This window comes from Streptomyces vulcanius (assembly GCF_042653945.1).
GTDB classification, from domain to species: domain Bacteria; phylum Actinomycetota; class Actinomycetes; order Streptomycetales; family Streptomycetaceae; genus Streptomyces; species Streptomyces mangrovi.
Window position 1 is genome coordinate 30,145 of the sequence record NZ_JBHSFK010000007.1, and the last position, 12,272, is coordinate 42,416.

At 72.7% G+C, this 12,272-nt stretch carries 9 protein-coding genes and 2 pseudogenes; 4 read left to right on the forward strand and 7 right to left on the reverse strand.

The genetic code is table 11. From position 1 onward, the window contains the following. Nucleotides 1-8: 8 nt before the first annotated feature. Nucleotides 9-929, reverse strand: coding sequence for an ABC transporter permease (locus tag ACFPIH_RS12390; protein ID WP_381170032.1), 921 nt, complete (start codon nt 927-929; stop codon nt 9-11). Between the two features lie 174 nt (nt 930-1,103). On the opposite strand from ACFPIH_RS12390, the gene ACFPIH_RS12395 reads away from it, so the two are divergent. Together ACFPIH_RS12395 and ACFPIH_RS12400 are read left to right on the forward strand one after the other, a co-directional pair. Beyond that, a complete protein-coding gene (locus ACFPIH_RS12395) occupies nt 1,104-1,751 on the forward strand; it encodes a TetR/AcrR family transcriptional regulator (protein WP_381170034.1) in 648 nt (215 codons plus the stop codon). 40 nt (nt 1,752-1,791) lie between these two features. Continuing rightward, on the forward strand, nt 1,792-2,448 hold the full coding sequence (locus ACFPIH_RS12400; protein WP_381170036.1) for a response regulator: 657 nt from the start codon (nt 1,792-1,794) through the stop codon (nt 2,446-2,448). Here ACFPIH_RS12400 and ACFPIH_RS12405 read toward each other — a convergent pair. The 3 genes and pseudogenes from ACFPIH_RS12405 to ACFPIH_RS12415 form a co-directional block, all read right to left on the reverse strand. Next, nucleotides 2,445-3,393: pseudogene (locus ACFPIH_RS12405) on the reverse strand (ADP-ribosylglycohydrolase family protein). The gene ACFPIH_RS12400 and the pseudogene ACFPIH_RS12405 sit on opposite strands and share 4 nt — an antisense overlap. A 54-nt stretch (nt 3,394-3,447) precedes the next feature. Continuing rightward, entirely contained in the window at nt 3,448-4,428 is a 981-nt protein-coding gene (gene galE / locus ACFPIH_RS12410; RefSeq protein ID WP_381170038.1) for a UDP-glucose 4-epimerase GalE, read from the reverse strand. 33 nt (nt 4,429-4,461) lie between these two features. After that, complete coding sequence (locus tag ACFPIH_RS12415; RefSeq protein ID WP_381170040.1) at nt 4,462-5,706, reverse strand: glycosyltransferase 87 family protein; 1,245 nt, start codon at nt 5,704-5,706, stop codon at nt 4,462-4,464. A 92-nt stretch (nt 5,707-5,798) separates the two neighbouring features. On the opposite strand from ACFPIH_RS12415, the gene ACFPIH_RS12420 reads away from it, so the two are divergent. Beyond that, nucleotides 5,799-7,373: a hypothetical protein gene (locus ACFPIH_RS12420; RefSeq protein ID WP_381170042.1), complete on the forward strand. Its 1,575-nt coding sequence runs from the start codon at nt 5,799-5,801 to the stop codon at nt 7,371-7,373. Here the strand turns inward: ACFPIH_RS12420 and ACFPIH_RS12425 are convergent. Next, a pseudogene (locus ACFPIH_RS12425) lies at nt 7,339-7,809 on the reverse strand (MarR family winged helix-turn-helix transcriptional regulator); the annotation flags it as partial. The gene ACFPIH_RS12420 and the pseudogene ACFPIH_RS12425 sit on opposite strands and share 35 nt — an antisense overlap. 99 nt (nt 7,810-7,908) lie before the next feature. On the opposite strand from ACFPIH_RS12425, the gene ACFPIH_RS12430 reads away from it, so the two are divergent. After that, the gene (locus tag ACFPIH_RS12430; RefSeq protein ID WP_381170044.1) at nt 7,909-8,322 is read left to right on the forward strand and encodes an organic hydroperoxide resistance protein; all 414 of its coding nucleotides are present in this window, start codon (nt 7,909-7,911) and stop codon (nt 8,320-8,322) included. A 32-nt stretch (nt 8,323-8,354) separates the two neighbouring features. Here ACFPIH_RS12430 and ACFPIH_RS12435 read toward each other — a convergent pair whose 3' ends face one another. Further along, on the reverse strand, nt 8,355-9,914 hold the full coding sequence (locus ACFPIH_RS12435; RefSeq protein ID WP_381170046.1) for a hypothetical protein: 1,560 nt from the start codon (nt 9,912-9,914) through the stop codon (nt 8,355-8,357). Between the two features lie 118 nt (nt 9,915-10,032). Then, a complete protein-coding gene (locus ACFPIH_RS12440) occupies nt 10,033-12,270 on the reverse strand; it encodes a bifunctional glycosyltransferase/CDP-glycerol:glycerophosphate glycerophosphotransferase (RefSeq protein ID WP_381170048.1) in 2,238 nt (745 codons plus the stop codon). Between the last annotated feature and the right edge of the window lie 2 nt (nt 12,271-12,272).

The following is a 12,272-nucleotide window of genomic DNA, read 5'->3' on the forward strand; positions in this document are numbered from 1 at the left end:
GGATGTTGTCAGCCACGGCCGTACGTCTCCTCAGCCTTCCAGAAGTAGATGAAACCGCCGACGCCCGCGAGCAGCGCCCAGCCGGTCGCCCACGCCCACACATGGGGCGGCAGCTGGCTGGCGTGGAAGGTGTCGATCAGGGCGAAGCGCATCAGGTCGATGTAGACGGCGGCCGGGTTGGCGCGCAGCACGTCGACCACCCAGGACGGCAGGTCGTTGTGCTTGCTGAGCAGCTTGTCGATGCTCCACATCACGCCGGACAGGTACATCCAGGTACGCAGGACGAACGGCATCAGCTGGGCGATGTCCGGGGTCTTCGCCCCGGCCCGGGCCAGGATCATCGAGACGCCCGCGTTGAAGACGAACTGCAGGATCAGGGCCGGGATCACCAGCACCCAGGACAGCGCCGGCGGTACGCCCATGACGAACAGGATGATCAGCAGCGCGGCCATCGAGAACAGCAGTTGCTGGAGCTGTTGCAGACAGTACGAGATCGGCAGCGCGGCCCGCGGGAAGTGCAGGGCCCGCACCAGGCCGATGTTGCCGGCGATGGCCCGGGTGCCCGACATGATCGAGCTCTGGGTGAACGTCCACACGAACACGCCCGTCACCAGGAAGGGGATGTAGTCCGGGACGCCCTTCTTGGTCTGCAGCAGCACGCCGAAGATGAAGTAGTAGACCGCCGCGTTCAGCAGCGGGGTCATCACCTGCCAGACCTGGCCGAGCTTCGCCTGGCTGTACTGCGAGGTGAGCTTGGCGGTGGCGAACGCGGAGATGAAGTGGCGGCGCGCCCACAGCTGGCGGACGTACTCGGGCAGGGAGGGGCGGGCGCCGCTGACCGAGAGGCCGTGACGGGCGGCGAGGGCCGCGAGGTCGTCGTCGTGGGGCCCGGCCTCTGTCTTGGGCGGTGTGTGGAGTACCTGGCTCACATCCGCTGCTTTCACTCGGGGGGTGGGGGTGCGGCCGTTCGGTTGTGCCGCCGTCGCCCGGCGTTCTCTTACGTTTTCCTTCACGTTTTCTTACGTCGGGACGGGACCGTATCGTCGCAACGTGAGAGTAGGCCCAGTCGACGTCGGAACGCAACCGTTTCGTCGTAACGCCCTATGCTGGTGCGCATGACGACGAACGCGACGAACGCCGACGAACCCCAGGCGCGACCGCGCCGCAGGGCTCCCGCGGGCGCGGCCGTGCTCCGGGAGGATGTGACGGAAGCCATTCGCGCGGCCGTGTTCGAGGAGCTCGCCACCGTCGGGTACGCGCGGATGTCCATCGAGGGCATCGCGCGCCGCGCGGGCGTCGGCAAGACGGCGGTCTACCGCCGCTGGCGCTCCAAGCTCCACCTGGTTCTCGACCTCGTCTCGGCCCTCGCCGTGCAGGGCCTGCCGGCGCCGGAGACCGGCAGCCTGGAGGGGGACCTGCGGATGCTGTACGAGGTGACGTCCCGGGCACTCCGGCACCCCGCGGCCTCGCAGATCATCCCAGATCTGCAGGCGGAGGCGGCCCGCAATCCGGAGATCGCCGAGGCGCTGCAGAAGACGCTGCGGGAGGGGCAGGAGGGGGTCGCGCTGAAGATCGTGGCGGCGGCGGAGGAGCGCGGGGAGATCCGTGGCGGTCTTGACGGGGACCTGGCGCTCGATCTCATTTCGGGTCCGCTTTACTGGCGTTCGGTGGTGATCCGCAGTCCGAAGCTGCCCAAGGGCTATCTGGGCGCGTTGGCGCGGGCCACCGCCGAGGCGATCAAGGCACTGTGAACGGCATGGTGCGAGGCGCTGCGAGGGGAGTCGAGCCGGTATGAGAATCGTCCTGGCCGAGGACAACGCCCTGCTCAGGGAGGGCCTCGTCCTGCTGCTGACGTCGGCCGGGCACGAGATGGTGGCCGTCGTCGGCTCCGGTCCCGAGATCCTGCCCGCGCTGCTGGAGCACCGCCCGGATGTGGCCGTGCTCGATGTGCGGATGCCGCCCGGTTTCCGCGACGAGGGGCTGCGGGCCGCCCTGGAGGCCCGCGAGAAGATCCCCGGGCTGCCGGTGCTGGTGCTGTCCCAGTACGTCGAGGAGTCCTACGCGGCCGAACTGCTCGGTGGTGGCGCGAGCGGCGTCGGCTATCTGCTGAAGGACCGCGTCGGCCGGGTCGACGAGTTCCTCGACGCCCTGGAGCGGGTCGCCTCCGGCGGTACCGCCCTGGACCCCGAGGTCGTCACCGAACTGCTCACCCGCCGCAAGGACTCGCCGCTCGACCAGCTCACCCCGCGCGAGCGCGAAGTCCTCAAGCTGATGGCCGAGGGCCGTGACAACACGACCATCGCCACCATGCTCGTCATCACCGAACGCTCGGTCAGCAAGCACATCGGCAACGTGTTCCTGAAGCTGAGCCTGCCGCCGAGCGACAGCGGCCACCGCCGGGTGCTGGCGGTACTGGCGTACCTCAACAACGCCCAGGGACAGCCCTAGACCGACGCCAGCCGGCCGGCCAGGCCGCCGAGTCCGGCCGCCCGCAGGACACGCTCCCCGAAGCCCGGCAGCGGCACGTGCAGGGCGGCCGTCCAGCGCTCCGGGACGCCGCCGACGCCGTACACGGCCCCCGCGAGCCCACCGGTGACCGCCGCCACGGTGTCGGTGTCGCCGCCGAGATCGACGGCGGCGCGGACGGCCTCCTCGTACGAGGTCGTCGTCCGCAGCGCCCAGACGGCTGAACCCAGACAGGGCCAGACCGCCCCGTTGAACTCGGTGGCCAGGTCGGGGTGCCAGTCGGGCGCCAGGACGGCGCGGTAGCGCTCGCGGTGGCCGGGAGGGATCTCGGCGAGCGTGTCCGGGAGCGCGGCCAGCGGGTCGGCGCCGGTCAGGGCGACCCGGACCAGCTCGTGGAAGACGGCCGTGCCCTCCCAGGCGGCGCGGTCCCCGTGGGTGAGCGCGGCGAGACGACGTGCCGCGTCCATGGTGACGGCACGGCCGTGCGGGGCGAAGTACACGGCGGAGGTCGCCGCCCGCATCAAGGCGCCGTTGCCCGCCGCGCGTTGGCTGACCTGGAAGTGCAGCGCGGCGGCCGTGTCCCACGGGTCGCCGCTGCCCAGCACCGCCTCGGTCTGCAGGCCGATGTCCTTGGGGTCGGCCCCCGCCCAGCGCCGGAACCGCCGGAAGACGTCCGCCGGATCCAGCCCGCCGCACTCCAGCAGCGACTCCCCGACGAGTACGGCCATCTGCGTGTCGTCGGTCGCCTCGCCCGGGTCCCAGCCGCCGCCCCCGCACATCTCGCCGCCGTGCCCGGGCGCCGGGAACCGCGCCGTGAAGGCACCCTCCGGGCCGAACTCGAAGGGCGCGCCCAGAGCGTCCCCCACGGCGGACCGGGACGACACAGCCGACGGCACGCGCGAGAACGGTCACCGGGGGAGCGGTCATCGCGGCAGCCTACGAGACGCCACCGGGGTGCCCCCTCCCGGTTCGCGCGGGTGGCTACTCGCGCGCCGCGTCCGGGTGGTGGTGGAGCCAGCCCTGCCAGGCCGTGGTGATCATGTCCTGGACGTCGTGTCTGGCCTTCCAGGCCAGTTCCGTGGCGATGCGGTCGGCGGAGGCGACGACGCGGGCGGGGTCGCCGGGGCGCCGGGGGACGACGACCGGGGGGCGGTCGTGGCCGGTGACGGTGTTGACGCGGTCGATCATCTCGCGCACGGAGACGCCCTCGCCGCGGCCGATGTTGAGGGTGAGGTCGCGGCCCGGGGAGGACCGCAGGGCGTGCGCGGCGGCGACATGGGCCTCGGCGAGGTCGACGACGTGGATGTAGTCCCGTACGCAGGTGCCGTCGGGGGTGGCGTAGTCGTCGCCGAAGATACGCGGCGGCTCGTCCGCGGTGAGCTTCTCGAAGACCATCGGGACGAGGTTGAAGACGCCGGTGTCGGCGAGGTCGGGGGAGGCCGCGCCGGCCACGTTGAAGTAGCGCAGGGAGGCCGTGGACAGGCCCGTGGCACGGTTCGTCGCGCGGACCAGCCACTCGCCCGCCAGCTTCGTCTCGCCGTAGGGGGACATCGGCACACAGGGCGTGTCCTCGGTGACCAGGTCGACGTCCGGCATGCCGTACACGGCGGCCGAGGAGGAGAACACGAAGGACGGGACGCCGGCCGCGGTGACCGCCTCCAGGAGGACCCTGAGGCCCTCCACGTTCTCCCGGTAGTAGTGCAGGGGCCGCTCCACCGACTCCCCGACCTGCTTCTTCGCCGCCAGGTGGACGACTCCCGTCACCCGGTGCTCGGCCAGGACGCGGGCCACCCGGTCCCCGTCCAGGGTCGAGCCCACCTCCAGCGGCACCCCCGCCGGGACCCGCGCCTCGACGCCGGTCGACAGGTCGTCGTACACCACCGACCGCTCGCCCGCCCGGGTCATCGCCCGTACGACGTGCGCGCCGATGTATCCGGCGCCGCCCGTGATCAGCCAGGTCATGCCGTCCCTCCCCCTCGTGACAGTCGGTTCGACTCACAGTGAAGCAGGCGCCGGGCTCTCCCGCCGAGCCTGTGGATAACTTTCCGTGTCCGATGATGCGCGAAGTGTGGTCGACCGCCACAGGCGCGCGAAGGACAGCACGGCCGCCAGCAGCAGCATGCCGTTGCGCAGCACCAGCAGACCGGTCCCGGTCCGGGTGCAGGCGATGACGTCGCCGTAGAGCACGGGGAAGATCGCCGAGCTGACCGCCGTGGACAGCAGGATCAAGACCGCCACCGGGCGCTGGGTGGTGTGCCGCGAGGTCAGGCACACGGCGGCCAGGCCCAGCAGCCAGATCATGTACTGCGGGCTGATCACCCTGCTGGTGACCGTGAACAGCAGCACGGCGCTCAGCGCGGCGTCGAACGGCACGGCCTCGGTCCAGTGGCGGGCGCGCACCCGCCACAGCAGCAGCAGACCGAAGGCGACCGCGGTCAGGGCGAGCGAGGCGTGCGCCACGGACGAGACGTACGGACCGGTGAACTCCATCGCGCCGTACTGGTAGCGGACCTTGCCCGGCCAGCCGACGTGACGCGCCAGGGACAGCACCGTGCCGCCCAGGGACTCGATCTGCACCCCCCGGCCGCCCTGCTGGCGCAGGAAGGCCAGCGGATTGCGGAACGCGAAGACCAGGACCAGGAGCAGCGAGGCCCCGGTCAGCAGCGCCGACGCCCACACCGAGCGGGTGTCCCGGCCCCTCGGCGCCCCCAGCAGCGCCAGCGCCGGCCACACCTTCACCAGCGCGCCCAGGGCCGCGAACGCCCCGCACACACGCGTGGAGCGCGACAGGGCCAGCAGGGAGACGACCGCCAGTGCCGTGACCTGGACGTCGTAGCGGGCGAACGGGACGCGGACGAGGAGCGGCAGCCCGAACACCCATACGGCGGCCCCCGCCAGCCGACGGCCGGAGCGGGTGCCCGCGCGGGCCAGCGCGTACGCGATCACGCCGTCCGAGACGACCGTGAGGGCGACGAACGCCTGGAAGTACGTCCACCAGGGCAGCGCGCCGGGCGACAGCAGGACAAGCCCGGCGCCCGGCGGGTACTGCCACAGCGTGTCGTGCGCGGGGAACGCGCCCTGGGTCAGCACGCCGTACCAGTGGTGGTACGTGCGCCACACCTCCCGCCCCACCCGGCCGCCCAGGATCCCGGCGGAGTCGTGGGCGAGCAGCCACAGCATCAGGGCGCGGGAGGCCAGCCAGGCGGCGGCGAGGGCGACAAGAAGGTGACGACGTCTCATGACGGCGGATCGTAATCCGCAATAATGCTTCTTTACTTCAGATACTCCGTCAATAGCCAGGAATCAGTACTTAGTCGCACAAAATAGGGCGGATGGAGAACAGGTCCTGGGAAAACAGGGCGGCGGTCGCCGTGCCCGCCGGCGTCATGCTCGTGCTCGGTCTGTGGGGGGTCGAACGGGGAGGCATGTGGCGCGACGAGGCGGTCACCTTCCAGGTCGCACGGCGCTCGGTGCCGGAGATCTGGCGGCTGCTGCACGGTGTGGACGCGGTGCACGGCCTGTACTACCTCCTCATGCACGCCGTGCTCGCCGTCCGCCCCGGCGAACTCGCCCTGCGCCTGCCGTCCGTCTGCGGCGCGGCCGTCGCCGCGGGCCTGGTCGCGGTCCTCGGGGTACGGCTGGCCCGGCCGCGTGTCGGCCTCTGGGCGGGCCTGCTGTACGCCGCGACGCCGCTGGTGGGCCACTACGCCCAGGAGGGCCGCTCGTACGCCGTCGTCGGCGCCGGCGCGGCCGGGGCGACCCTGCTGCTCGTCCGGGCCGTCCGGGGCGGCTCCTGGCGGCCGTACGGCGTCGTCGTCGCCCTCACCTGTGTGCTGCACGAACTCGCGGTGCTCCTGCTGCTCGCCCACGCGGTGACCCTCCTCCACGCGCGCGTGGGCAGACGGGCCTGGCGCGGGTGGGCCGGGGCCGCGGGCGCGGCGGTGGTCGTCCTGCTGCCGCTCGCCCTGGTGTCCAAGGTGCAGGCGGGCCAGGTGGCATGGCTGCCCCGGCCGGGACCGGACAGCGCCGAGCGGCTGCTGCACGCCGCCCTGGGGACGGGCGGGCCGGTGTTCTGGACCTGCCTGGTCCTCGCCCTCGTGGCCGTGCCGGGTCCGCGCCGGCTCACGCTCGCGTCGGTGGCCCTCCCCTGGGCCGTGCTGCCCCCGCTGACCCTCATCGCCGCCTCCCAGCTCCAGCCGATCTACGACGACCGGTATGTGCTGTACGCGTTCGGGGCGGCACCGCTGCTGGTGGCCTTCGGCGCGGACCGGGTGCTCACCATGCTGAGAATCGGGATGTCACCGCTGGTCCCGCTCGCGGGAACTCTCGCCGTCGCCCTCGCGTTCACCCAGCAACTGCCCCTCCACCGCCAGGACCGCACCCTCCTCACCCGCCCCGACAGCCTGGCGGCCGTCTCCGCGCTCGCCGCGCGCGAGCTGCGGCCGGGGGACTCCGTGGTGTTCCTGCCGACCATCGGGCGCCGCGCGGCGGTGACGTACCCGGCCGGTTTCCGGGGCGTGCGGGACGTGGCCCTCGCGACCCCGGGGCCCGCCTCCGGCACGCTCTACGGCCGGGAGCGGTCCCCCGCCGGGCTGCGCCGCGACCTGCTCGCCCTGGACCGCCTCTGGGTGGTCGCCGAGCCCTACGCCCTGCGCTCGTCGTGGTACCCGCGCAACCCGACCGAGCGGGTCAAGCTGACGGTCGTGACGGAGGAGTTCGTGCCCAGCGAGCCGAGGCGCGAGTTCGTGCGGGACGGCATCACCCTGCGCCTGTACGCCCGCCGCCCGGAGCAAGGCCCTCCGCGAGGCCTTCCACCGGAAGCCCGGGAAGCCCAGGAGGCACTGGAAGCCCTGGAAGCCCTGGAAGTCCGCTCTCCAGAGCGGCGGCAGCGTCCAGCGCCGTGGTGAGTTCCTCCAGGCGCTCCCGCAGGTCGCCGATCTCGTCGGGGCCGAACCCGGTCGCCGACCCGATCCTGCGCGGCACCTGAAGCGCCCGCTCCCGCAGCGCGGCACCCTCCTCGGTCGGCCGGATCACCACCGAGCGTTCGTCGCGCGCGCTGCGCTCCCGGCGCACCAGGCCCGCCGTCTCCAGCCGCTTGAGCAGCGGGGAGAGTGTGCCGGAGTCCAGACGCAGATGTTCGCCGAGCTTCTTCACGGGCAGCTCGCCGTGCTCCCACAGCACCAGCATCACCAGGTACTGCGGGTAGGTGAGCCCGAGGTCCTTGAGGATCACCCGGTACACGCCGTTGAAGGCGCGCGAGGCGGCGTGCAGGGCGAAGCAGATCTGGTGATCCAGACGCAACCAGTTCTCGGTCATGACTCCAGAGTAGCTCCAGTGGGCCATTTAGTTGTGCACAATTGAATTGTGTGCTCTACTTGTGTCCGGACGCAGAGTCCCTACAGACTCCTCCGAACACAGACTTCCGAGAGGGATGGTTCATCCATGGACGCGCTCTACACCGCAGTCGCCACCGCCACCCACGGCCGTGACGGTCGCGCCGTCTCCTCCGACGGCAAGATCGACCTCCAGCTCGGCATACCGGTGGAGATGGGCGGCAACGGTCAGGGCACCAACCCGGAGCAGCTGTTCGCCGCCGGTTACGCGGCCTGCTTCGGCAGCGCGCTGGGCCTCGTCGGCCGCCAGGCGAAGGTGGACGTCAGCGACGCCGCCGTCACCGCCGAGGTCGGCATCGGCAAGCAGGGCGAGGGCTTCGGCCTGAAGGTGACGCTCCGCGTCGAGCTGCCCGACAGCGTGGACGAGGCCACCGGCCGCAAGCTCGTCGAGACCGCCCACCAGGTCTGCCCCTACTCCAACGCCACCCGCGGCAACATCGAGGTCGACCTCGTCATCGAGTAACCCGCGGAATCACGGGGGCCGCAGGCGGGTTCTCAGCGGCCCCCGACCCGCGCCAGCACCTCCCCCGTCCGCCGGCTCCACGCCACCACCACCGCCTCCTCGGGCACCGTGTGCCAGCGCGTCAGCAGCAGCCAGCGGACGTGATGGCGGCGGACGACCGCCGCCCGCCCGGCCCGCGTCGAGCCGGGCGCGAGATACCCGCGCACGTCCGCCGTCCGCCGCAGCCGCTCCCGCTCGTCGAGCGAGGCGTCCGGCCAGGGCGGCGCCACGAGGTTCGGCCCGTACCCCGCGATGGCGTGCACCGCGAAGTACCCGTCGGTGATCACCACGTCCCCCCGCCCGATGTGCCGCGCGGCCCAGTCGTACGACGACCAGCGCGGCGGCTGCTCGAAGCCCACCGGGTCCAGTGAGCGCGGCACCACCGCCCCCGCCTGCACGGTCAGCAGCCCCAGACAGGCCCCGCCCGCCGCGAACGCCCCCAGCACCTTCCGCCCCGTGCCCCACGCCCGGGGCGCCGCCAGCTCCACCGCCAGCGCGAACTGCGGCGGCACCAGCGCCAGTCCGAGGATCCGCCCGTAGGTGTAGTGGCCGCTGACGTACCCGTACGCCACCACCAGCAGGTCCGCCGCGAACATCAGCACCAGCGGGTCCCGCGCCGAGCGCCGCCCCCGCGCCCACAGCGCCGGCAGCCCCAGCAGCGCCAGCCAGAAACGGCCCGTCAGATCCTCGTACAGCTGTCGGTACAGGGCGTCCAGGCTGCCGTCCCCGGCCGGCGCGAACACATCGGAGTACGGCCAGGCGAGCGCCACGAGGAGCGCCACCGCGCCGGTCACCGCCCACCGGGCCGCCGCCGCCCGCCCCCACCCGCGCTGCAGCCCCGCGACGATCGCGACCCCGCCCGCCACGGCCGCCACCGACGTGATCGGATGCACCAGCAGGATCACCCCGTACAGCGCGCCGAGGCCCGCGTACCCGGTGAAGCCGCGCAGCCCGCTGGGGCCCACGAACCGCACCCGGCGCCCGTCGCACGCGCGCGTGGCGGTCAGGGCCCACGCCCAGAAGGCGAGTCCGATGGCGAAGGTGGACGGATAGCCGAGGTTGCCGGTCATCGACATCAGGCCCAGATAGCCGCTCCACCAGGCGCGTTCCGTGCCCCACAGCAGCGTCATCGCCGCCATCGCCAGCACTGGCGCCCACGCGCGAGGCGTCAGCGCCCGTACAAAACGGCCGACACCGGTCAGCAGCACCACCAGGTTCACCGGCCCGGCGACCCGCAGCACCTCCCACCCCGTCAGCCCGGTCAGCCGCGCGAAGGCGCCCTCCGCCACCGCGTACGGCGAGTAGTAGGGGCTGCCCGCGCCCGGCAGATCGGCCATCGGGTGCCGGGGGCGCAGGAGGCTGTCCCTGAGCCGCTCGACGACCGCCGCGTGCTGGCCGGCGTCGCAGCACAGCGGCACCCGCCAGTACGCCAGCGACATCACCAGCCAGAACAGGAAGCCGAAGACCTGGTACGGGCTCGGCCGCCACACCCGCCCGCCGCGCAGCGCCGTGGCACCGCGCGCGCCCCGCCGGGTCAGAACACCGGCGCTCACCGCGCGCCGGCCGGCACGAGGACGATCACGCCGACCGGCAAGAGGATGAAAGGGGCAAATCCAAACACAAGGGGCATTCGTCGAACGCTACCGTCCGCCCCGACGCCCCCACCGGACATCACCGCACCGGGGTCCCCCGATCGGCCCGCTCCCGCTCCCGCGCCCCGGCCGGAGCGGGCACCCTCGCCGCGGCGGCACCCTCCGGAAACTCCTCGCCCAGCAGCAGCCGCCGTACCACCCGCTCGGCGGCGCGTCCGTCGTCGTACGCGCAGAACCGCGCCCGGAACCGGGCCCGCAGCCGGGTGGAGTCGTCGTCGCGCCAGCTGCCGGAGGCCAGCAGCCAGGCCAGTTCGCGGTAGGTGCCCGAGACATGGCCCGGGGCCTCGGCGGTGATGTCGAAGTAGGTGCCCCGGCTGGCCCGGTACACCGCCCAGTCGTCGGCGTGCACCACGATCGGCCGGTCCAGGTTGGCGTAGTCGAACATCAGGGCCGAGTAGTCGGTGACCAGGACGTCGGAGGCGAGCAGCACGTCCTCGACGTGCGGTTCGTCGGTCGCGTCGACCAGGATTCCGCGCCGGTGCAGATCGGCGAGGCCCGTCCCGCGCGCGTACCCGGTCGCCAGGGACGGGTGCAGCCGTACCACGAGGGTGTGGTCGGCGCCCAGGTCGGCGGCGAAGCGGGCCAGGTCGATCCGGTCGACGTGTCCGCCGCGGACGTACTCCCGCCGGGTCGGCGCGTACAGCACGACGGTGTGCCCGGCCGGGATGCCGAGCCGGGCGCGCGCCGCGAGGGACGCCCGCGGGCCGGCGCCGACCAGCACGTCGTTGCGCGGGCTCCCGGTCCGCACCGACGTGAAGTGGCACGGGTAGGCCCGCTCCCACACCAGCTCCGAGTGCCGGTTGGCGACCAGGCTGTAGTCCCAGCGGTCGGCGCGGCGCAGCATCTGCGGGACGTCCACGCCGAACCGGCCGCCGGGCCGGTGGAGGAGGTCGGCGGCCATGTACTTCAGCGGGGTGCCCTGGTGGGTGTGGATGTGCACGCTGCCGGGGCGTTTGGCGAGCGTGCCGGGCCAGTTGACGTTGTTGACGAAGAACCCCGCCCGCGCGGTCACCCTCCGGTACGCGGGGGAGCCGAGGACGACGTGTTCCACGCCGTCGGGCAGCCGCGCGGCCGTCTCCTCGTCGCGCACCACCCACACCCCGCGCAGCTGCGGCGCGATCTCCAGCGCCTTGCGGTAGACGGCCCCCGGGTCGCCGAGCACACCCCGGTGCGAGAACGCCGAGTACACCACCAGCTGCGGATCCAGCGCCCGGCGCACGTTCACCCCGTCCGTGATCCGGCGTACGCGCCCCCCGGCCGCCCTGCGCGCCAGCGCCCCGCGCCGGGCCAGTTCACGCCCCGCCCGCCCGGCCCGCAGCCGCGCCCGGTAGGCCGCCCAACCGCCTTCCAGCACCCGGAGTCCGGCGGGAACCGCCGCGCCGGCGGGCTGGTGCTCACGGAACAGCTCGGCCGTACGGCGGAAGAACTCGCCCTTGTCCGACGGCGGCAGCCGGTCCGGCCTGGCCAGGATGTCCAGACAGTGCTCGCCCATCCTGCGGTGCAGGTGGGGCCGCCAACCCGCCAGCTCCGGGCGGGAGTCGACGAACGCGAAGACCCGCTCGTACTGGTCGTGGACGTCGAAGTGCTCACGGCTGGTGGTGGAGAGGATGTTGCCCTGGCGGCGCTGGCGGTAGTGCAGACAGATCCGGTCCAGCGTGGCGATCGTCCGCGCGCTCAGCAGCACCGGGAACGTCCAGGGCGTGTCCTCGTAGTAGCCGGGCGGGAAGGCGAAGCCGTGTTGCTCGACGAAGTCCCGCCGGTAGACCTTGTTCCACACGACCATCAACAGGTCGAGGATCTCCGGGCGTTCGGCGGCCGTGAAGGTGCCCGCGCCGGCCTCGGCGAGGAGGTGCGCGAGGGCGTTGCGGCGCGTGCCGCCCCACCAGTAGGTGCGCGCGTGGTCGAAGACCAGCACGTCCGGGTCGCCGGACTCGGCCAGCCGGTCGGCGATCGCGCGCAGCGCGCCCGGGGCGACGGTGTCGTCGCCGTCCAGGAAGAACAGGTAGTCGCCGGTGGCGCACCGCATTCCCGCGTTGCGGGCGCGGCCGAGGCCGACGTTCTCCGGCAGGTGCAGCACCCGGACCCGCTCGTCGCGTGCGGCGAACTCGTCGAGGATCGCGCCGCTGCCGTCCGGCGAGCGGTCGTCGACGGCGATCACCTCGAAGTCCCGGTACGACTGCGCGAGGAGCGAGTCCAGACACTCGTGCAGGAAGCCCTGCACCTTGAAACAGGGGACGATGACGCTGAAGCGGGGCACGG

What these genes read in the sequence shown, in the direction of transcription:
- ACFPIH_RS12395 (WP_381170034.1), top strand. Translation starts at nt 1,104, where the DNA reads ATGCTGGTGCGCATGACGACGAACGCGACGAACGCCGACGAACCCCAG.
- ACFPIH_RS12400 (WP_381170036.1), top strand. Translation starts at nt 1,792, where the DNA reads ATGAGAATCGTCCTGGCCGAGGACAACGCCCTGCTCAGGGAGGGCCTC.
- galE (WP_381170038.1), bottom strand. Translation starts at nt 4,428, where the DNA reads ATGACCTGGCTGATCACGGGCGGCGCCGGATACATCGGCGCGCACGTC.
- ACFPIH_RS12415 (WP_381170040.1), bottom strand. Translation starts at nt 5,706, where the DNA reads ATGAGACGTCGTCACCTTCTTGTCGCCCTCGCCGCCGCCTGGCTGGCC.
- ACFPIH_RS12420 (WP_381170042.1), top strand. Translation starts at nt 5,799, where the DNA reads ATGGAGAACAGGTCCTGGGAAAACAGGGCGGCGGTCGCCGTGCCCGCC.
- ACFPIH_RS12430 (WP_381170044.1), top strand. Translation starts at nt 7,909, where the DNA reads ATGGACGCGCTCTACACCGCAGTCGCCACCGCCACCCACGGCCGTGAC.